General features: G+C 64.1%; 20 protein-coding genes and 2 pseudogenes. 8 read left to right on the top strand and 14 right to left on the bottom strand.

Going from position 1 to position 19360, the window contains the following annotated elements; genetic code table 11:
* Positions 1–4 precede the first annotated feature (4 nt).
* The 8 genes and pseudogenes from malG to ACQVLG_RS18830 all read left to right on the top strand — a co-directional run bounded on the left by malG (position 5) and on the right by ACQVLG_RS18830 (position 8104).
* Positions 5–895 carry a maltose ABC transporter permease MalG gene (malG, locus tag ACQVLG_RS18865; protein ID WP_230540917.1) on the top strand — a complete coding sequence of 297 codons (891 nt, stop codon included), beginning with the start codon at positions 5–7 and terminating at the stop codon, positions 893–895.
* 2 nt (positions 896–897) lie between these two features.
* Positions 898–2538, top strand: a complete 1641-nt coding sequence (locus ACQVLG_RS18860) for an alpha-amylase family glycosyl hydrolase (RefSeq protein ID WP_474290603.1) — start codon at positions 898–900, stop codon at positions 2536–2538.
* On the top strand, positions 2535–3446 hold the full coding sequence (locus ACQVLG_RS18855; protein ID WP_474290602.1) for a carbohydrate kinase family protein: 912 nt from the start codon (positions 2535–2537) through the stop codon (positions 3444–3446). The genes ACQVLG_RS18860 and ACQVLG_RS18855 overlap by 4 nt, the downstream gene beginning before the upstream one ends.
* A 101-nt stretch (positions 3447–3547) precedes the next feature.
* Positions 3548–4840, top strand: a pseudogene (locus ACQVLG_RS18850) (O-acetylhomoserine aminocarboxypropyltransferase/cysteine synthase family protein).
* Between the two features lie 565 nt (positions 4841–5405).
* Entirely contained in the window at positions 5406–5639 is a 234-nt protein-coding gene (locus ACQVLG_RS18845) for a hypothetical protein (protein WP_474290601.1), read from the top strand.
* Positions 5636–7165, top strand: a complete 1530-nt coding sequence (locus tag ACQVLG_RS18840; protein ID WP_474290600.1) for a TonB-dependent receptor plug domain-containing protein — start codon at positions 5636–5638, stop codon at positions 7163–7165. Before ACQVLG_RS18845 ends, ACQVLG_RS18840 begins: the two co-directional genes overlap by 4 nt.
* A complete protein-coding gene (locus tag ACQVLG_RS18835) occupies positions 7165–7662 on the top strand; it encodes a TonB-dependent receptor domain-containing protein (protein WP_474290599.1) in 498 nt (165 codons plus the stop codon). The genes ACQVLG_RS18840 and ACQVLG_RS18835 overlap by 1 nt, the downstream gene beginning before the upstream one ends.
* On the top strand, positions 7637–8104 hold the full coding sequence (locus tag ACQVLG_RS18830) for a hypothetical protein (RefSeq protein ID WP_474290598.1): 468 nt from the start codon (positions 7637–7639) through the stop codon (positions 8102–8104). The genes ACQVLG_RS18835 and ACQVLG_RS18830 overlap by 26 nt, the downstream gene beginning before the upstream one ends.
* A 130-nt stretch (positions 8105–8234) precedes the next feature.
* Here the strand turns inward: ACQVLG_RS18830 and ACQVLG_RS18825 are convergent, their stop codons facing one another.
* From ACQVLG_RS18825 to ACQVLG_RS18760, 14 genes and pseudogenes are all read right to left on the bottom strand, one after another.
* A complete protein-coding gene (locus ACQVLG_RS18825) occupies positions 8235–9296 on the bottom strand; it encodes an AAA family ATPase (RefSeq protein ID WP_474290597.1) in 1062 nt (353 codons plus the stop codon).
* Positions 9293–9586 carry a hypothetical protein gene (locus ACQVLG_RS18820; RefSeq protein WP_474290596.1) on the bottom strand — a complete coding sequence of 98 codons (294 nt, stop codon included), beginning with the start codon at positions 9584–9586 and terminating at the stop codon, positions 9293–9295. The genes ACQVLG_RS18825 and ACQVLG_RS18820 overlap by 4 nt, the downstream gene beginning before the upstream one ends.
* Positions 9496–10677, bottom strand: a complete 1182-nt coding sequence (locus ACQVLG_RS18815) for an AMP-binding protein (protein WP_474290595.1) — start codon at positions 10675–10677, stop codon at positions 9496–9498. The genes ACQVLG_RS18820 and ACQVLG_RS18815 overlap by 91 nt, the downstream gene beginning before the upstream one ends.
* Complete coding sequence (locus ACQVLG_RS18810; protein ID WP_474290594.1) at positions 10674–11267, bottom strand: hypothetical protein; 594 nt, start codon at positions 11265–11267, stop codon at positions 10674–10676. Before ACQVLG_RS18810 ends, ACQVLG_RS18815 begins: the two co-directional genes overlap by 4 nt.
* A gap of 1 nt (position 11268) precedes the next feature.
* Entirely contained in the window at positions 11269–12561 is a 1293-nt protein-coding gene (locus ACQVLG_RS18805) for a vWA domain-containing protein (protein ID WP_474290593.1), read from the bottom strand.
* Positions 12447–13064 carry a hypothetical protein gene (locus ACQVLG_RS18800; protein ID WP_474290591.1) on the bottom strand — a complete coding sequence of 206 codons (618 nt, stop codon included), beginning with the start codon at positions 13062–13064 and terminating at the stop codon, positions 12447–12449. The genes ACQVLG_RS18805 and ACQVLG_RS18800 overlap by 115 nt, the downstream gene beginning before the upstream one ends.
* Entirely contained in the window at positions 13061–14032 is a 972-nt protein-coding gene (locus ACQVLG_RS18795) for a hypothetical protein (protein WP_474290590.1), read from the bottom strand. Before ACQVLG_RS18795 ends, ACQVLG_RS18800 begins: the two co-directional genes overlap by 4 nt.
* 9 nt (positions 14033–14041) lie before the next feature.
* Positions 14042–14515 (bottom strand): hypothetical protein, encoded by a 474-nt coding sequence (locus ACQVLG_RS18790; protein WP_474290589.1) that lies wholly within the window; start codon positions 14513–14515, stop codon positions 14042–14044.
* Entirely contained in the window at positions 14512–14718 is a 207-nt protein-coding gene (locus ACQVLG_RS18785; RefSeq protein ID WP_474290588.1) for a hypothetical protein, read from the bottom strand. Before ACQVLG_RS18785 ends, ACQVLG_RS18790 begins: the two co-directional genes overlap by 4 nt.
* Complete coding sequence (locus ACQVLG_RS18780; RefSeq protein ID WP_474290587.1) at positions 14646–16097, bottom strand: AAA family ATPase; 1452 nt, start codon at positions 16095–16097, stop codon at positions 14646–14648. The genes ACQVLG_RS18785 and ACQVLG_RS18780 overlap by 73 nt, the downstream gene beginning before the upstream one ends.
* Positions 16098–16145: 48 nt before the next feature.
* Positions 16146–16613, bottom strand: coding sequence for an ABC transporter permease (locus ACQVLG_RS18775; RefSeq protein WP_474290586.1), 468 nt, complete (start codon positions 16611–16613; stop codon positions 16146–16148).
* A 128-nt stretch (positions 16614–16741) separates the two neighbouring features.
* Positions 16742–17260, bottom strand: a pseudogene (locus ACQVLG_RS18770) (ABC transporter permease); the annotation flags it as partial.
* Positions 17261–17292: 32 nt separating this feature from the next.
* Positions 17293–18474, bottom strand: coding sequence for an ABC transporter permease (locus ACQVLG_RS18765; RefSeq protein WP_474290585.1), 1182 nt, complete (start codon positions 18472–18474; stop codon positions 17293–17295).
* A gap of 6 nt (positions 18475–18480) precedes the next feature.
* Positions 18481–19149 (bottom strand): HlyD family secretion protein, encoded by a 669-nt coding sequence (locus ACQVLG_RS18760; protein ID WP_474290584.1) that lies wholly within the window; start codon positions 19147–19149, stop codon positions 18481–18483.
* Positions 19150–19360: the final 211 nt, after the last annotated feature.

Raw genomic sequence — 19360 nt, 5'->3', positions numbered from 1 at the left:
GCATATGGCTATCGTTGTCGACCGTTCCAACCGCTGGCGCATCCTGGCGGCCCACGTCGCCGTGATCGCGCTGATCGCACTGGTGATGTTCCCCTTCCTGATGATCCTGTCGATTTCTTTGCGCCCAGGCAACTTCGCCTCGGGCAGCTTGATACCGCCCGAGATCAGCTTCGAGCACTGGCGATTGGCGCTGGGCATGTCCTACCAGGCGCCCAACGGCGCCCTCGTCGAGCCGGACTTCCCCGTGCTGCTGTGGCTATGGAATTCCATCAAGGTGGCCAGCATGAGCGCCACCGTCACCGTGCTGCTGTCGACCACCTGCGCGTATGCGTTCGCGCGCATGCAATTCCGCTTCAAGTCGCAGACGCTGTCGGCGCTGATGCTGCTGCAGATGTTCCCCGCCGTGCTGGCCCTGGTGGCCATCTACGCCATCTTCGACGTGCTGGGCAACTACGTGCCGTGGCTGGGCATCGACCACCACGGCAGCCTGGTGCTGGCCTACACGGGCGGCATCGCCCTGCATATCTGGACCATCAAGGGCTACTATCAAACCATCCCCATCGAGATCGAGGAAGCGGCCAAGGTCGACGGCGCCACGCAGTGGCAAGCCTTCGTCTACGTGCTGCTGCCGATGACGGTGCCCATTTTGATGGTGGTATTCCTGCTGTCGTTCATCGGCGCCATCATCGAATACCCGATCGCGTCCGTGCTGCTGCATGAACAGAACAACCTGACCCTGGCCGTCGGCTCGAAACTGTTCCTGTACGAGCAAAAATACCTGTGGGGCGACTTCGCCGCGGCGGCCATTTTGTCCGGCTTGCCCATCACGGCCGTGTTCCTGCTGGCGCAAAAATGGATGATCTCCGGCCTGACGGCTGGCGGCGTAAAGGGCTGACCATGCGACGCTCCCTGACTGCGCTGGCCGCCCTGTTACTCAGCGCTTCGGCGCAGGCAGGCAGCGTCAGCTTCGCTGACAACCCCATCGTCTACTTTGCCGTGACGGACCGTTTCGCCAACGGCAATCCCGGCAACGACCACAGTTACGGCCGCGCCGCCGACCCGCAAGGCGGCGATGTCGGCAGCTTCCACGGCGGCGACATCGCCGGCATCACGCAGCAGCTGAAAGCCGGCTATTTCAAGGACCTGGGCGTCAACGCCCTGTGGATCACGGCGCCGTACGAGCAGATCCACGGCTGGGTGGTGGGCGGCAAGCAGCAATTCCAGCACTACGCCTACCACGGCTACTGGGCACTCGACTACACGACCATGGACGCCAACATGGGCACGCGCGAGGAACTGCGCGAGATGATCGCCACCGCCCACGCGCAAGGCATCCGCGTGCTGTTCGACGTGGTGCTGAACCACCCGGGCTACGCGGACTTGCGCACCCTGGCCGAATACAAGGTGCCCGTGCTATGGCCCGGCCACGAAAAAGCCACCCTGCGCGACTATCATAGCTTCATCGACTATAACAACTTTGATTTCGCACAATGGTGGGGCCCGGACTGGGTGCGCGCCGGCTTGCCCGGCTATCCCGATGGGGGCAAGGACGACTACACGATGCAGCTGGCGTATCTTCCCGACTTCCGCACGGAAAGCGCCAAGGCCGTGGGCTTGCCGCCGATTTTGCAGCGCAAGACGGACACGCGTGCCGTCGCCCTGCCCGGCACCACCGTGCGCGGCTACCTGGTGCACTGGCTGGCCGACTGGGTGCGCGAATTCGGCGTCGACGGTTTCAGGGCCGACACCGTCAAGCACGTGGAACCAAACAGCTGGCTGGCCCTGCGCGCGGCGGCCACGGAGGCATTACAAGACTGGAAAACGCGCCATCCCGAACAGAAGATCGATGACGCGCCGTTCTGGATGACGGGCGAAGCGTGGGGCCACGGCCCCGAGCGCAGCAGCTGGCATGACGCGGGCTTCGACTCGATGATCAATTTCGACTTTCAACACCGCGCCGGCGGTGGCTGGAAAAGCATAGACGGCGTGTACCGCCAGTACGCGGGCTTGCTGGGCAAGGGCCCAGGTCCCCGCTACGACATCCTGTCATATATCTCCTCGCACGACACCAGCCTGTTCCCGCGCGATCAATTGAAGCACGGCTTGTCCGCGCTGCTGCTGGCGCCCGGCGGCGTGCAGCTGTTCTATGGCGATGAAAGCGCGCGCCAGCCCGGCGCGGCGCCCATCGGCGACGAACAGCAAGCCACGCGCTCCGACATGAACTGGTCGTCGCTGGACGCTGCCACCCTCGCGCATGCGCGCAAGCTGGGCCAGTTCCGGCTGCGCCACCCTGCCCTGGCGCGCGGCGAGCATCGCCTGATCGATGAAAAACCGTATGCGTTCGCCCGCGTGACGCAGGACGACGCCGTCATCGCCGTGCCCGAAGCGCAAGGTGCGCTCTCACTGAAGGTACACGGCGTGTTCGCCGATGGCGCCAAGCTGCGCGACGCTTATACAAATCAAACCTACCTGGTAAAAAATGGCGCCGTCGCGGTGAACGCGGCCGGCACCGTCCTGTTAGAAAAGGCTGCACCATGAGTACCTATGACATATTAGTTGTCGGCGGCGCCGGCATCGACACCATCGTGCGCGTCCCCGACCTGCAATTGCCCGTCGCCGACTCCGTGCACGTGCCCCCCATCCGCGACTACGTGGCGCATACGGGCAATGGCGTGGCGCTCGGTTGCCACGCGCTGGGCTTGCGCTGCAAGTTCATCGATTTCATCGGCGACGATGTGCAAGGCGCGGCCATCCTGCAGCGCTATAAGGAAGCCAAGCTCGATTTTTCGCATCTCGTCGAGCCCTCGGGCACGCGGCGCAGCGTCAACCTGGTCGACCCGCAGGGGCGCAGGATGTCGCTGTACGACGGCCGCCATCCGGAAGACCTGCGCATGCCGGCCGCATTTTATCTTCCCTACCTGGGGCCGGCGCGCCATGCGCACTTTTCCATCATGGGCTGGGTGGCCGAACTGTTTGACGATGCGCAAGCGTGCGGCACCACCGTGTCGACCGATCTGCACGACTGGGATGGCGTCAACCCGCACCACAAGGTCTTTGCGCTGCGCGCCGACCTGGTGTTTCTCAGCACGGCGGCGCTGGGCGAGCGTCGGGACGACGTCATGCGCGCGATAATCGCGGAAGGCCGCGCGCAAGCCGTCATCGCCATGGCGGGCGCGGATGGCGCCTACCTGCTGGAACGGGGCAGCGCGTCCGTGCGCCACACTCCGACGGCGGGATTGAAGCTGCCCGTGGTGGACACGAATGGCGCGGGCGATTCCTTCGTGGCGGCCTTTTTGCATGCCTGGCTCGATGGCGCGGGCATCGACGCCGCCATGCGCCGCGGCGCCATCGGCGGCGCATTCGCCTGCGCCCAGCATGGCACGCATGAACGGTTTATCGGCCAGGAAGAGCTGCATGACTTATATCAAGACAGCACTAGCTTATGACTTAATATTCTATCAAGCGTAGCATCGAGCTAACGGGCGCATGGCACAATGGCTGCGAATTTCAAACGCTTCACCATCGCAGACCGAGAACCGGAGACCACATGAGAATCGAAACCCTGGCCGTGCACGCCGGCTACACCCCCGACGACCGACCACCAAGGCCGCCGCCGTCCCCATCTACCAGACGGTGGCCTACGCCTTCGACAATGCCCAGCATGGGGCCGACCTGTTCGACCTGAAGGTGGCCGGGAATATCTACACGCGCATCATGAACCCGACGCAAGACGTGCTGGAAAAGCGCGTCGCGGCGCTGGAAGGCGGCGTGGCCGCGCTGGCCGTGGCGTCGGGCATGGCGGCCATCACCTACGCGATCCAGACGATTGCCGAAGCGGGCGACAATTTCATCTCCGCCAGCCAGCTGTACGGCGGCACCTACAACCTGTTTGCCCACACCCTGCCGCAAATCGGCATCGAAGTGCGCTTCGCCGATGCGCGCCAGCCCGAGACCTTCGCCGCCCTGATCGATGCGCGCACCAAGGCCATCTTCTGCGAATCGATCGGCAACCCGCTGGGCAATGTGACGGACGTAGCGAAACTGGCCGAAATCGCGCACGCGCACGGCATCCCGCTGATCGTCGATAACACGGTACCGAGTCCCTATCTGTTCCGCCCCATCGAGCGAGCATGGCGCCGACATCGTCGTCCATTCGCTGACCAAATACCTGGGCGGCCACGGCACCACCGTGGGCGGCGCCATCGTCGACAGCGGCAAATTTCCGTGGGCGGAGCACAAGGAGCGCTTCAAGCGCCTGAACGAGCCGGACGTGTCGTACCACGGCGTCGTCTACACGGAAGCGTTCGGCCCCGCCGCCTTCATCGGCCGCGCCCGCGTCGTCCCGCTGCGCAACATGGGCGCGGCCATTTCTCCGCTCTCCGCCTTCCAGCTGATCCAGGGCATCGAGACCCTGGCCCTGCGCATGGACCGCATCTGCGACAACACCCTGGCCCTGGCCAGACACCTGAAGCAGCATCCGAAAGTCGCCTGGGTCAATTACGCTGGCCTGGAAGACCACCCGGACCACGCGCTGGTGAAAAAATACATGAACGGCCGCGCCTCGGGCATTCTATCGTTCGGCCTGAAGCTGGCTGCCGGTGAAGATCCGCGCGCGGCCGGTGCCCGCGTGCTCGACGCCCTGCAGCTGTTTACGCGCCTGGTCAACATCGGCGACGCCAAGTCGCTGGCCACGCACCCGGCGTCCACCACGCACCGCCAGCTCAATCCGGAAGAACTGGCCAAGGCGGGCGTGTCCGAAGACATGCTTCGCCTGTCCGTGGGCATCGAGCATATCGACGACTTGCGCGAAGACCTGGAACAGGCCTTGAACGCGGCCTGAATCAAGCTGAAATCAGCCTGCAAGCCTGTCCCGGCACATGCATGCCTCCCCTGCCGGGACAGGCGCGGACCCGGTGCCTGCATCTTTTCTGCGAGCTGCAGCCGCCTGCTGAGCGCCTTGCACACGCCTTGCACACGCCTTGCAGCATGCGGTGATTGCATCCCGACATGCCATCTCTCCTTCAAGCGATATCCGGTTAGACCACGTTCGTGGCAAAAAACACCCGTCAAGCGACATGTGCCGCCCTGATTTTTTTTTGCGCCTGGGAGGACCCGGTGTGTCTGGTGCCCGGCAAGCCAGGCGAGGAATTCATTCATACCGAAAAATATTGCCTAAATATATATATTGTTTTCGTTGTTTATAAGCAACATTATGCAAAACGCAGCCAGTCCGAAGTTGTATAGTTAACTAAGCCTTATGGAAAAGACTATCTAAAGTCCATCCATGAGCTTCTCGGCAAAAACCAAGCAACAATAATTTCAGTAACGGATCGTTCAATGATACCGGCGGCTTGAATTTTGTTGTTTATTAAATGCAATCAACTATTTATCAAGGCTCGGAGAATATGATTTTTCAAGAAAAAAAGAGCGTTCATGCGGTTAAAATCGCGTTGAGCGTCATGGCAGGAACCATTCTCATCGCCAGTCAAGTGCAAGCGCAGCAAGCCGACGTCGCCAACGATAAGATTCAGCGCGTCGTCGTCACGGGTTCGAATATTTCGCGCGTCGACATGGAAGGCCCGACCCCAATCGAGGTCGTCAAGCGCGCCGACATCGCCAAGTCGGTGCCTCCACCGTGATCGAATTGTTAAGCAAACTGCCATCGATCTCCGTCTCCCTCGACGGCAACAGTAGTTCCACCTTCGCCTCCGGTGCCTCGTCGGCCGCCTTGCGTGGCCTCGACTCCAAGTACACGCTGATTTTGCTGAATGGCCGCCGCCTGGCCAACTACGGCTTTGCGATCGGCGCGGAGAATTCCTTCGTTGACTTGAACAGCCTGCCTTTGTCGGCCATCGAGTCGGTAGAAATCCTGCGCGATGGCGCTTCGGCTATTTATGGCTCCGACGCCGTCGCTGGCGTAATCAACTTCAAGACCCGCACCAACTACCAGGGCGTAGAGGGTACTGCAAACATCGGCGCCAACCAGCAGGGCGACGGCGAGACCGGCAACGTCAGCCTGACCTCAGGTTGGGGCGATCTGGAGAAGGATGGGCGCAACCTGCTGTTGACGCTGGACTTGTACCGCCGCAATCCGCTGGTGTCGAACAAGCATTCGAACCTGGCGGCGAACGATTTCCGCAAGTTCGGCGGCTCCGACAAGCGCAGGACCAACGAGTACATGGGCTGGATCCGCAACCAGAGCAGTGGCGACAAGGGTTATGTGATCCCAGGTTGCCAGGGTACGGTGGGTGTCTCCAGCACCGGAGACAATGTCTGCTTCACCAATCCGGCTTCGAACCTGACGCCGAAGCAGGAGCGCGCCGGTATTTCTTCCATTTTCACGCAGCGCCTCAACAGCACCGATGAATTGTTCCTGGAAGCCGCCTACACCCAGAACTCGTCGACCTTTATCGGTGGCTCCCCGAACTTTAGCAGCGCCAACTACCGGACGGCCGGCTCGACCAACCCCGGTCTGGCGACGCTGCCGGACGGCAGCGATGGCACCGTGAACGGCTTCATGCCCGGCGATCAGGTGCAGGTTTTCCGCAGCGTCTACGAGGCCGGCAAGCGGACCTCGAAGGTCACCAGCAAAACCACGCGCGTGGTCGGCGGCTGGCGCGGTACGCTGGGCAAATGGGATAGCGAAGGTGCAATCAGCCTGAACCAGAACAAGCTGAGCGACGATGCCGACAAGCAATCGTTGCTGGACAAGTCGACGGCGGCCTTGCAAGCCGGCTTGCTGGGCAAAGCGGGTGGCTACGATCCCTTTGTCTTGAATAATCCGGAAAGCGCCTACTTGCCTTTCCTGACAACAACTTCGCACCGCTCAACCTCCAAGCTGAGCAGCGCCGAATGGAAGATGAGCACGCCTGAATTGTTCACGCTGGGCGGCGAGCCAGTTGGCTTCGCCTGGGGCTTGCAGGGCAGCCACGAGTCGATCGACGACGTCGCCGATCCACAGATGAAAGCGGGCAACATCGTCAACTTTGGCGCAACCAGCAGCAAGGCCAGCCGCACGGTGTATTCCATATACGGCGAGTTGAACGTACCAATCGCCAAGCAGGTTGAAATGCAATTGGCGCTGCGCGGCGACCATTACAGCGATTTCGGCAATTCCTATAATACCCGAAAGTCGCGCTCGCATGGCGTCCGAACCAGCAAGTGATGTTGCGCGGTTCGGCCACGACCTCGTTCAAGGCACCGACCCTGCCGGAGGTCGCCTCGACCACCACCGGCTACGCCACCGTGGCCGACTGGGCGCGTTGCGGACCGCTGGGTTACACGGGCGTGCAATGCTCCTACGGTCCCAAGGTTTACCTGTCCGGCAATCCTGACCTGAAGGCGGAAAAGGCGAAGAACTTCTCCTTGGGTATCGTCTTGCAGCCGATCAAGGACCTGTCGGCATCGCTGGATTGGTATAGCGTGCGTCAAAAGGACACGATCCAGACCCTGGATGCGCAATACGTGCTCGATCATGAAGACACGATTCCCGGCTTCGCGGAACTGATCGGCCGCGATCCGCGCAATCCCGTGCTGGAAGCGAATAATCCCGGTTTGAACAAAGGCCGTATCAAGGACATGAAACTGCCTTTCCAAAACGTTGGCAAAACAAATGTCGCAGGGCCTGGATCTGGATGTGAAGTACTCATTCAAAGTGGGTGATTACGGCACCGTGAAACTGCGCGAGTCCAATAGCTACAATTTGAAGTATGAGCAAAGCATCGCGCCGGGCGCCGAGCCGACCGACCGCCTGGACGGCACTTACCATCCAAAATGGTCGAACACACTGCGTATCGGCTTCGAGCGCGATGACAAGGAAGTGGCTCTGACCGCCCGTACGTACTCCAGCACGAAGAATATTGACGATCCGACGAAACTGCAGGACGCTGCCATTACCAACAAGCGTATTGGCTCGTACACGGCGTGGGACATGAATATCCACTTCAAGCCCGTCAAAGACCTGGATGTGAGTTTCGGCGTCAACAATATGTTCGACAAAGGTACCGTGTACTCGAACAGTGCGTATGTCGATACCTACGTCAATGCGATGAACGATATCGTCGGCCGCTATATTTACTTGAACGCACGCTACAAGTTTAAATAATCGCCGATTTCAAGTGGCAGTCTCCGGACTGCCACCGCTGACAATCCTCGCCTGCGAGCAAATGCCGTTCAGTTCACACTGGACGGCATTTTTTTTTGCCGGCGACCCGGCCAGTCCCCTGCATGCATCGTCATGCCGTCGGCCATGGCGGGTGCCGCGTTTGCGCCACCAGCACCTTCGCCACCTGCCTGACCCTGTCGTCCACAGCACCAGATACATCGATAAAAGCGATCCCCCGCCGCGCCAGCTCGGCCTGGTACCACGCATGCTGGCGCGCGCGGAACTCCCCGTCGCGGCGCGTGCCGTCCTGGATGAAGGGGAAATCGGGGGCGCACAGCAGCACCAGGTCGTAGCGGTGTTCGGCCAGCTGCGCCAGTTCCTGCTCGGCCCTGCCGAACATCTCGACGCAGTAAAAATACGTGGTCATGGGCGAGGTATCGCAAAACAGCCAGCGCCGCGCGGCCATGGCCGCCTGCGCTTCGCGGCGCAGCTGTTCCCGGCCGATCCTGAGCAGATCGTCATAGTGCAAGATGCCATCCTGGCTTTCCCACAGTTCGCGGCCATATTCGGCCACCCAGCCGGTATCGAAATGCGCCGCCAGCGCTTGCGCCAGGGTCGTCTTGCCGCTCGATTCGCCGCCCAGCACGCACACACGCGTCACAAAATCGGCGCGCACGACGGGCGACAAAAAGGCGCCGTGCGCCTGCGGGTCTTGCCGCACGAGGGTGCCGGACACGGGCACCAGGGACCTCGCCTGGTCCACGCTCACGTGCGCCACCGCGCCCACCGCATAATGCCGTTCCAGCACGCGCGCAAAGCCAGGGCCGTAGTCTTCGCTGGTGAAGACGGCGTCGACGGGCAAGCACAGCACCGTCCAGCACAGCCAGCCCATGAAGTGGCGGTGCAGTTCGCCGTCGTCGTCGTTGTGCGGCAAAAGGCGTGCTGGCACGCCGCGCGCCGCGCACAGGGCGGCCAGCCGTGCATCGTCGAGCACCACGATATGCGCCTGCGGAAACCGCGCGCGCAGCCAGGCTTCCCGGCGCGCCGGTTCCAGGCCTGGAAATTCGGGCCTGGTGTAGCTGACCACCAGCAGTTCCTCGCACCCGTCCGTGGCGCGCTGTATCAATAGTTCATGGCCCAGGTGCAGCGGACAGAATTTTCCCACTACCAGGCCCCGCTTGTATCTGCTCATACTGCCGCTTCCCGTAAATCCGAGGTGTATTGAATGATCTTGTCTTCCGCCAGCAAGGTCTCGACCGCGATGTCGCCGAAAAAAGGCGCCAGCAAGGCGCGCGCCCTGTCAGCCTGCGGCATGGCGCCCGGCGCCAGGCGCAGCGCGACGGCGCCGTCGCCATGCTGGTGCACGCCGAACAGGGCGATGGCCAGCGGTTTCAGGGCGTGCGTGATGTCGATATTGTTGATCCATGCGCCGTTGACCGTCCTGTAGCGCAGAGGGCTGCGGCCAGCCAGACCCACCAGCACGGGACCGTCTGGTCCATGCGCCAGCGAAGCGAAGCGTAGTCGCCCGTGCGGTAGCGCACGAGGGGCAGGCAAAAATTGAAACCGCCCGTCACGGTGATCTCGCCACGGACTCCATCAGGCACGGGACGGCCATCCGCGTCGAGGATTTCCACGTACAGCCGGTGCTGCAGCAGCACGTGGCCGCCGGCCCGCTCGTCGTACACGGCCACAGGCCCCACTTCATTGAGCGAATAGATGTCGAGCACGGGGCAGCCGAACGCCGCTTCCAGGCGCGCGCGCATGCCGGGCAACAGCATCATCGAGACGGACAGCAGCGCGGCCGGCTTGTGCGTCATGGGCACGGTCAGCAGCTCGGCGAACGAGATGGGGTCGCCCGCGATCAGCTCGGGCGCCATGGCGTCCAGGTAGCGCGCGCGGTCGTCCGGGTCGCGCCAGTCGTCCACGTGCAGGTTGATCTTCGCCAGGCCCGATTCGTGCATCGTCGGCGTGACGGAGACATAGGTGAAGCAGCGGCGCTGGTGCCCCAGCAGCATCACACCCACCTGGCCCGCGCCATGGCGCAGGGTGACGCCGAAGCGGCGCAGCGCGCGCTTGTGGAAGGCCAGGTAGCGCCCCGCCACCAGCGGGTGCGAGGCGATCAGCAAGGGGTGGCCCGTGGTGCCCGTCGTCTGGAAATTGATCATGCGCACCAGATCCGCATCGTCGGGCACGAAGGCGGCGATATCGTGCGCCAGTTCGGCGCGGCTGATGGGCGCCACGTCCGCAAGGCGCGCGGGGGGCGAGCCGCAGGCGCGGTAATGCGGCACCGTGGCGTAGGTCGCCCTGAGAAAATCCGCCAGCCAGGGCGGCGGCGCAGCGGCGCTCCAGCCGATCGCCGCGTCCATCACTTCGCGTTCATATGCGCGCAGGGCGCCGACTTCCGCCGCCTGCAGCTTGTTGCCGCTGCGGTTGCGGTACATGGGCGCGCAAGGATGGCTGCGCAGCTTGTCCAGCATGCGCGCACCCGCCGGCGTCAACGTGGGGCAGTAATCGCGGTCCGATTCCCAGGCGCCGCCCGGCAGGTTGACGTCAGGTTTGACAGCGAGCGTCATTCGCGCGACCACTTGTCGGCCGATTCCTCGGCCGCCTTCTTCGCCAGCGCCTCGCGGATTTCCCGCGCGCGCTGCTCGGCCAGCCGGCTCGCTTCAAGCAGGCGGCGGCGCTCCGTGCCGCTGATGGCGGACAACCTGTCCGTGGCCTGCGCCACGCTTTCGTCGCGGGGCCGAAAGCCCAGGCGCGCCAGCACGATGCGCGCCAGTTCCTCGCGCCGCTCCGGGTCTTGCGTGAACTGGTGCGCCGGCGTACTGGCAGCCAGTTCGCGTGCCGCCTCGCCCAGTACCTGCAGCAAGGCTGGCTGCGGCAGCTGCTGCGCGGTGAACCAGTCGTCGGCCAGCAGCCAGCACAGGATCATGGCCAGCGCCAGCCGGTTGCGGTCCGCCTTCACTTGCGCGCCGATAAAACCCTGCAGTGACGCGGCCGGCGCGCGCGCGCCATGCAGCAGCAAAATGTCGTTGACCAGCGCGGCAACCGCCACGGCCTGGGCATTGGCGACACCGGCGATGCGGGGCTCGGCGAGGAATTCGGCGGGCGTGTCGGCCAGGCGGTGGGTCAGAGTTTCGAGGTGGGGTCCGGGAGTCTGCATGTCATGGTTGTATATAGTGGCGCCGGCTGAACGCCCGCGCAAAGTCCAGCAAGTCCTCGTAGCGCTCGACGGCGTGGATATCCCAGCCCTGCTCGCGGCGCGCGCGTTTCAAATCGTCATAGGTCTGCTGCAGCCACTTGTGGCTCGCTGCGCCTTCCCAGTCGCGCTCCAGGTTCAGGGCCATGGTGCCGCCCGCGCCGCCCTGGGCCAGCGCTTTCGCCGAGATATCCCAGCCGCTGTTGCCCAGTTCATCCTTGTCGAACATGGTGGTGATGCCATCGTCGGAAATCATCAGGATGTGCGCGGGCCGTTCGCGCTTGCCCGCATAGGTCTTGCGCAGACAATGGATGGGGAAACAGGTGCCGCCGCCAAAAAATTCCGTCAGCACGCCCAGGATCAGGTCTTCGTCGCGCACGAAACCGGGCGTCTGCATCACCTCCTTCTTGCCGCTCCACAGGGTCACCTGCACTTTCGCGCCGGCGCGCAGGGCCGACAGGGCGATGACGGCGCCGGCCAGGGTCAGGAACGAGGTGTGCGCCTGCGGATTCGGCATGGAGCCGGAACTGTCCACATACATGTCCAGGTCGACGGGCACCGCGTCGATGGCGCGCGCCGGTTCGCGGCCGTACACGCGGCGCACGGTCGTCACGCCCGGCACGGGGCGCGGCGACTGCATCACGGACTGCAGCCAGTCGATGTCTTCCAGCGGATCGCCGATTTCCCACGGCTCCAGTCCCTCCATCTGCGGCTCCTGCGACTCGGGCGCGGGGCGGCTGGGAAACGCCACCAGATGCGGCAAGGCCCGCTCGCGGTAGTAGCGGATGGCGATTTCATGGTCGCTCAGATCGATGCCCGAGGCCTTCAAAATGTCGCCCAGCTCGAACGGTTCGCGCAGCTGGCCGCCGCTGGGCCTGGCCGGCGCCTCGGTCGCAGGTTCGGCGGCAGGCTCCTCGCCATCGAGGCCGGAAATGCGCTTGTCGTGCACCGGGTGGATGGCGCCGCCCTCCTCGTCATCCTCGATCTGCTGCGCGCCATACGTCTGGCAGCCACGGGCCGCGTCGCGCGTGTCCTGCAGATAGCGGCTCGGGCTCAAGGCATCCGTATCGTCGACCAGGTAGGGCAGCAGCAAGGTGGCGAAGCGGCCCGCCGCCAGCATCCAGTCGTTCGCATACACGCGTATCAGGCGCGCGCCCAGCCAGGCATCCGTGTCCAGGCGTTCGTCCGCCTCGTTCTCAGCCCCTGCTCCGCCCAGCTCTCCCTTTTCCAGCTGCCACAGGTTTTCATAGATGAGCATGTACAAGGTCCATACGCCGCCGCTGCCCTTGGCGCGCGCTTCCACCGTGCGCCCCTGCTGCAGCTTGCGGTAGAGATGTCGGCCATGCGCAGATTCGCCTGGCGCTGCAAGCGGTCGTTGATGAACAGGTCCGTGTACAGATTGGCCACCATGGGCGCGTGCTGTTCCAGCGTGGGCAAGGCGCGGCGCATGCGCGCCAGCAGGCGGAACTGGTCGCCGGCGCTGCCCGGCGCGAGGATATGGTGGCCGATTTCATGCGCGAGGATTTCCAGCGCATAGTCGTCCAGCCCCAGCTCCGCCACCAGCGGCAAGTCCACCACCACGCTCTGGTCCAGCAAACGGATCATGGCGAAGCTGCCGGACAAGCCCTGCTTGCTGGCCTCGACGCGGCTGGCGCACAGGCTGGGGTCGCGCAGGCGCGTAAATTTGCTCCATACGGCCAGGGCCTCGGGCCAGGCGGCGCGCCAGGCGTCGATCAGCGCGGTGTCGGCATCCTTCTTCATGCGAGCGGCAGCAGGCGAATCGCATGCGTCCAGGGCGAGGTGACGGCCAGCGTGTGCGCATTGGCGGCAAGGGCGATGTCGCCGGCCGGCACATCGAGTTCGATGCGGCGCGCGCCAATCTGCACGCTGGCGCCATCCACGCGCACGGACGCCGGCATGCCCGTTTGCGCCTGCTCAAACTCCTGCGCCGTGGCGCCATGCAGCACGGCGCCATAGGCGTCGGCCACCAGCAGGTAATGGCGCTCGGCGCTGCGCACGACAAATCCATCCAGCGTGGCGCGCACCTGCGGCGGCGTGCCGAAAGCGCCGCCGAGGCCTGTGAAGCTGCCGAACTCCCTGCCCTCCGTATTGCCGCGCCACGGATTGCCCAGCAACTGCGCATGCACCTGCGGCCATTGCGCACCGGGTTCATCGAAGGCGGCCAGCGCCAAGGCGGGCGGCAAGGTATCGGCGGCAGCCAGCGCGCCCAGGCGGAAATGCGCAACGCCCGCGCGCCAGGCCAGCACCTGGCCCACTGCGCGCAGCTGCGCCAGCGTGGCGATCTGCGGCGCCAGGGCGGCCAGCTCGCGCTGCCACTGCGCGGGACGCGCGCCCGCCACGGAGGCGATGTGGATGGCGGCGTTGCTGAGCATGCCAAGCACATCGACGGGCGCCGCCGCCAGCAGCGGCGCAAACTGCGGCGCCAGCTCGCGCCAGACGGTGTTCAGGAACGGGTTTTTCGCGGCCGGACCGGCCAGGCCGTGGCCCACCAGTTCCAAAGCCGTGTCGTAGGCGGCCAGAGTCGCGCCGCCCACGCGCTCGGGCGCGGCGGCGGCCACGGCGACTATCAGCGGATCGACGCCGTCGCGCAAAAAGGCGGAAAAAGCAGCCATGTCGAGCGCGGGAAAGCGCCGGCGCGCTTCCAGTGCGCGCGCATTGAACTGGGCGCGGCCGCTGGCAAGGATCGAAGCAAAGGCAGGAGAAATCATCGTTGCACCTCAGTCGCTGTGCGAAAAGTGCAGCAGATAGCGCTCGCCATCACGCTCGAACGCGATCTCGTCCCAGTGGATCGCGTACCAGAAACCGGCGGGCGGCGTCATCGTCACGGCGTACGGCGAAAAACCGCCCAGCGCCTCGTCGAGCGATTCGAGGAAAGCGGCCACCAGCTGCGCGCGGAAGCGGCCGGCCGGCGCCGCCTGCATGTGCCGCGACGAGAAAAACCAGCGCTGGCACACCTGCTCCAGCTGCGCGCGCGCGCACGGCGCCGCATGGAGGTGCCACAGGGCTGCCGGCAAGTCGCGTGCGGGTTCGATGACGTGCAAGGCATAATCCTCGACGCGCAAGCCCAGCGCCGTGGCGAGGTCCGGCGCATCGGGCAGACGTGATAATTCGTAGCTCGCGCACAGGTCGCTGGCCTCACTATTGAGTAGAGCCAGCGCGTCCAGGAAGCCTTGACAATGCTGGATACTCATTGCGAACGCAGCCAGCTGCGGTAATTCGTATAGCGCTGATGCAGGTATTTGAGTTTCAGCAAATCGTCGTACAGGGGGCCGTACAGTTTTCTGCCCTTCGTGCGTTCGCCGATCAGCTTTTCGATGCGGTTCAGGCGCGCCAGGGTCTCGCGCTCGCTGACGCCGTCGAGGCCCAGGTCGAATTCAGCCGACAGCGCGCCCACGGGATCGTCGCGGTCCAGGTCCAGGCGGTTGAATTCATCGTTGGACAGGTCGAACAGGCGGCGCAGCCAGCCCAGCCTGTCGCTGCGGTAGGCGGCGTTTTCCGGCAGCGCGAAAAAAAAAACGGCGCGTCCGGGTCCGGCTGCAGCTTGTTGTGCAGGACGAAGGGCAGTACCTGGCGCAAGTCTTCCAGCGCCACCTCGCCATTGCCGCGAAAATACGCCATGGCCTTGGCGTAGATCATGAGCGCCATCAGGGTGCGCACGGAGATGCCATTCAAGGTCTGGCAACCGAGATCCTTCAAACGGTCGCGCCCATTGTCGGCCGCCTGCGCGGCGCCACGGTCGGCGCCGGCAAGGCGGGCCGTATCCTTGGTCATGTATTCGAACTGGCCACCGGCCGTCTCGAACAGCTCGAACTGGCTGGCAAAGAATTCCAGGCGGCGGCGCACGGCGTCGGGTATGCCCACCTGGCGGATCGCCTCGCCGATCTGGTCGACCTCCCCTTCCGTGAAGATGATATCGGGTGGCACCAGCTCTTCGGGGCGCACGTTTTCTTCCACGCGCAGCAGCAGTTCATTCAGGAAGCGCGGATTGAAGGCCAGCGCCTGCACCGTCACGTCGACCCGGTCGCGCAGCGCCTCGATTACCTGGTAGGTCCCGCCGCCCTGGTCGTCGTTGGCCGTCAGATACCAGGCCGCTTCCGGGCATTCATAGATATGGTTCAGCACTTCCGCGTAATTGTCGCCCATCACGGTGAGCAGCGCACTTTGCGTGCGCGTGGGGATGCGGTTGTATTCATCGACGATTTTCACGCGCATGCCCAGCCAGGCGCGCCAGGCGATGCGGATATCGTCCATGCTTTGCGCGTTGACCAGGTCCGCCGGCAGCGGATTGCCCAGCAAATCGGCCACCGTCATCTGCGGGTGGCCGTGCTGCATGGCGCGTTTCACCTCCTTGACGGTGGAACCGGCGAGCACGCCCATCAGCAAGGCGCTGGCCGTCTTGCCCCGCCCCGGCCCGCCGACGAACAGGCATTTTCGGCGCGTGGCAAACGTCAGCAGCGGCAGCAAAATAAAACTGGAATAGCTTTGTGCCGACGGCAAATTCAATGTACGGCGGCTGTCGCCCACGGAGTACGTCTGCGACGGGCCGTCGTTGTACTCGATGTCGTAGTGGGGGCTGATGATGGCGTGGTTGACGATCCAGAAATACGCCTGGCGCAGCTTTTCATCGAAAGGCCGCGCTTGCGCCTCGCCTTCCGCTCCCAGCGCGATGGGGCCCTGGTACAGGTCCGCCACGTCGAACTGCCGCGCAACGGGCGCGGACTTGGGCTTGGTGGGGGCTTGTGAAAGACGCTGGAACAAGTTAAAGGCTGACATAATGTACAGGCAACGTGAGGGAAACGAAATTATTGCATATCGTTCCCACTACGCCTTGTTCAAATCGACAACCGTTTCCTCCAGCTTGCGCCAGCGCCACCAGCCCAGCGCCACGCAGGCCAGCAGCAAGGCCAGCAAGCCCGCCACTTCATGGCGGATTTCATGCAGCGAGGCGCCCATTTGATTGAGCGCAACAAAGCCCTGGATGCCAGCCGTGGACGGCAGCAGCCAGCGCAGCCACTGCAGCACGACGGGCATGGACGACACGGGCCAGGTCAGGCCCGCCAGGAACAGCACGGGCATCGAGGTGGCGATCATCAGCTGGGTGCCCCGTTCGCGCGTGCGGAACAGCATGCCCAGCAGCATGCCGAAGGCCGCTTCCGCCAGCGAGAACAGCACCAGCAGCAACAGCATGCCGCCAAAGTTGCCGCCACGGGGGTAATCCTGGAACCAGAAGACGAAGCCGAAGAAATAGCAGCAGTTGAGAAAGGCGACGCAGGCAAACGCCAGCAGCATGCCCGCATAGCCGCCCGCCGTGCGCGGCCTGCCAACGGGAAGCTCTTGCGCTGATACCAGGTGCCGAACAGCATGGTCATGCCGATCAGCAAGGTCTGTTGCACGATCAAGGTCGCCACGCCCGGCACGACATACGCGCCATAGCCTTCCTTGACGTTAAACAAGGGCACGGCGTCAAAGGCGATGGGCGAGCGCTGCTGGTTGGCCTGGATGGTGGACGGCGTGCCCGCGCCCAAACGCTTGAGCTCGATTCCGGCCGACACCGTGCCCACCACTTCGGCCAGGCCGTTCAAGGCCACCTTGTTGAGCATCAAATACAAGCCATTGCCCGCCACCTGCGCGTGGGCGGCGCGGCCGGCCAGCACGTCCGTCTGCAAGCCGTCGGGAAGGATCAGCACGCCCATGACCTGGTCGCGCCACAATAAATCCTGCGCGACGGGCAAGTCCGGCGTGACGGCCACGACTTGCAGCGATGGATGGGCCATGGCGAAGCGCGTCAGCTGGCGCGACATGGCGCTGCGGTCCTGGTCGACGACCGCCACGGGCACGCGCTGGACGATTTCCGTCGAGTATGGCAAGGGATAGAAGAAGGAATAGATGATGCCGCCGACAAACAGCAAGGTCAGCGCGCCCTTGTCCGTCAGCATGGCGCGCCAGGTGGCGAAGAAGGATTGCCACATCATGCGCGCCCCCAGGCAGCAGGCGCATTCGCGCGGCGCGCCAGCAGGAATATGCCCACGGCGCCGCAGCCGATGGCAAAGCCGGCCAAGATCAGTATTTCCTGCACGCCATAACGCCACGGCGCGCCGGCCAGCCAGTATTTCGTTTGCAATTGCAGATAATGCGTAAGCGGCAAGGCTTCCGCCCAGGCGCGCGCGGGCGCCGGCATGGCCATCAGGGGAAAAGCCTGGCCCGCGAACGCGAAGGCCGGCGCCGTGATGAAGGCGGCACCGGACAGGGCCAGGCGCAATGACAGGGTGGCGGCGATCAGCAAGGTTGCCAGGCCGCAATACGCGAGCACCAGCAGCAGCATGCTCAGCAGCAAGGCCGGCAAGCTGCCCGCCACGGCCCAGCCCCGCGCCAGGCTGAAGAACAGCAAGTACAGCAGCGCCAGCGCGCAGTAGGCGATCACGGGAAACAGCAGCTTGGCGCCGACGGCGCGCAGCCAGCTGCCGTTGGCCGAGGCCAGCCATTGGGGCACCGTGCCGTCGCGCAACTCTCGTCCGATGCTCGTGACGACGGCGACGACGATGAAAATCTGCAGCATGGCCGGCATCAGGGCCAACGTTAAAAATGCTTCATAGCTGGTGTTTTCATTGTATAGACTGTTCAGTGTCGTGCGTATCGGTTCGAACTGGGCCACCGCCTGCACGCCCGACATACCCTTCTTGACGCGCGCCGTCATCTCGATGCCGGCCGACAAGGTCGTGCTGACCGTGCGCACGTCGCGCAGCAAGGCGCCCGCGTGCGAGGAAAACTGCGCGTTGTACAGCCATTGCACGGTGGCCTGGCGGCCGCCCAGCAGTTTCTGTTCGAAATCGTTCGGGATCAGCAGGTAGCCGTACGCCGTGCGTTCGCGCAAGCGATGCAGCGCTTCGTCGCTGGACGCCACTTTCGCCGCCACCGCGATGCCGGGCGACGCGTCGAGCCAGCGCGTGAGCTGGCGCGACAAGGTGGAGTTGTCGTTATCGATGACGACGATGGGCAAGTCGCGCGCGATGCCGGCGGAAAACACCAGCCACAGCATGCCGCACAGCACGACGGGAATCCAGCTGAGCATGCCTAAGTCCCAGAAATCGCCGCGCAGCCGCGCCCACTCGCGCGCCAGCGCTGAATCCGGCCCCTTATCCGCTTCGTTCATCGCGTATCAGAGCGGTGGAAACACGACCGACATGCCCGGACGCAAGCCCTCGACCTTGATGGCGGGACGCAGCCGGATTTCAAACGTGCGCAAATCCGTGCCGCCCGGGCGCGCCGCGCGCCACGTGGCAAAATCGGGCAGCACGGCGACTGAGCTGACCTTGAAGCTCACTTGCTGTTTCAGGGCCGGCACATTGGCCGTATGCGTGCTGCCCATGGCAAACGCGGCCATTTCATCTTCGCGCACCTGCAGCACGGCCCAGGCGTCGTCGAGGTTCACCAAAGTGATTACCGGGAAACCTTGCGGCGCCAGTTCGCCCGGTTGTATCTGGATCTTGCTGACCTGCCCGGCCACGGGCGCGGCGATCTTCGTTTCGGCCAGGGCGATCTGCGCTTCCGTCAGCACGGCGCCCACCTGGCGCGCCTGCGCGGCGGCGGCCGTCTTGTCTTCCGGACGGGCGCCTTTTTGCGCCATGTCATATTGCGCGCGGGCCGCTTGCGCCAGCTGGTCGGCGGCGCGCCATTGCGCTTGCGCCTCATCGCGTTTCTGTTGGGCAATCACGCCTTGCTCGTACATATTGTTGACGCGGGTGTACGTGGTCTTGGCGATGGTGGCGCCCGTTTGCGCCCGTTCCCAATTGGCTTTCGCCGCAGCAATTTCCTCGGGGACGCGCACCGGCTTGCGCCTTTTGCGCCACGGCATCGGCTGCCTGCGTGGCGGCCGTCGCTTGCGCAACCTTGGCATCCACTTCCGGACTCGTCAGCTGGAACAGCAGCTCGCCTTTCGGCACCGTCTGGCCCAGCTTGACGTACAGCTGCCCCACCCTGCCCGGCACTTTCGATGACACATTGACTTCCTGCGCATCCATCTGCCCCTGCAAAGGCAG

It is taken from the genome of Janthinobacterium sp. TPC_1 (assembly GCF_056037845.1).
The sequence above is the reverse complement of the archived record's forward strand: the minus strand, read 5'-3'. Positions and strand labels throughout refer to the sequence as shown.

What these genes read in the sequence shown, in the direction of transcription:
- ACQVLG_RS18845 (WP_474290601.1), top strand. Translation starts at nt 5,406, where the DNA reads ATGATTTTTCAAGAAAAAAAGAGCGTTCATGCGGTTAAAATCGCGTTG.
- malG (WP_230540917.1), top strand. Translation starts at nt 5, where the DNA reads ATGGCTATCGTTGTCGACCGTTCCAACCGCTGGCGCATCCTGGCGGCC.
- ACQVLG_RS18765 (WP_474290585.1), bottom strand. Translation starts at nt 18,474, where the DNA reads ATGAACGAAGCGGATAAGGGGCCGGATTCAGCGCTGGCGCGCGAGTGG.
- ACQVLG_RS18790 (WP_474290589.1), bottom strand. Translation starts at nt 14,515, where the DNA reads ATGAGTATCCAGCATTGTCAAGGCTTCCTGGACGCGCTGGCTCTACTC.
- ACQVLG_RS18780 (WP_474290587.1), bottom strand. Translation starts at nt 16,097, where the DNA reads ATGTCAGCCTTTAACTTGTTCCAGCGTCTTTCACAAGCCCCCACCAAG.
- ACQVLG_RS18855 (WP_474290602.1), top strand. Translation starts at nt 2,535, where the DNA reads ATGAGTACCTATGACATATTAGTTGTCGGCGGCGCCGGCATCGACACC.
- ACQVLG_RS18795 (WP_474290590.1), bottom strand. Translation starts at nt 14,032, where the DNA reads ATGATTTCTCCTGCCTTTGCTTCGATCCTTGCCAGCGGCCGCGCCCAG.
- ACQVLG_RS18835 (WP_474290599.1), top strand. Translation starts at nt 7,165, where the DNA reads ATGTTGCGCGGTTCGGCCACGACCTCGTTCAAGGCACCGACCCTGCCG.
- ACQVLG_RS18775 (WP_474290586.1), bottom strand. Translation starts at nt 16,613, where the DNA reads ATGCTGCTGGCGTTTGCCTGCGTCGCCTTTCTCAACTGCTGCTATTTC.
- ACQVLG_RS18805 (WP_474290593.1), bottom strand. Translation starts at nt 12,561, where the DNA reads ATGCTCATCTATGAAAACCTGTGGCAGCTGGAAAAGGGAGAGCTGGGC.
- ACQVLG_RS18810 (WP_474290594.1), bottom strand. Translation starts at nt 11,267, where the DNA reads ATGCAGACTCCCGGACCCCACCTCGAAACTCTGACCCACCGCCTGGCC.
- ACQVLG_RS18815 (WP_474290595.1), bottom strand. Translation starts at nt 10,677, where the DNA reads ATGACGCTCGCTGTCAAACCTGACGTCAACCTGCCGGGCGGCGCCTGG.
- ACQVLG_RS18800 (WP_474290591.1), bottom strand. Translation starts at nt 13,064, where the DNA reads ATGAAGAAGGATGCCGACACCGCGCTGATCGACGCCTGGCGCGCCGCC.
- ACQVLG_RS18860 (WP_474290603.1), top strand. Translation starts at nt 898, where the DNA reads ATGCGACGCTCCCTGACTGCGCTGGCCGCCCTGTTACTCAGCGCTTCG.
- ACQVLG_RS18825 (WP_474290597.1), bottom strand. Translation starts at nt 9,296, where the DNA reads ATGAGCAGATACAAGCGGGGCCTGGTAGTGGGAAAATTCTGTCCGCTG.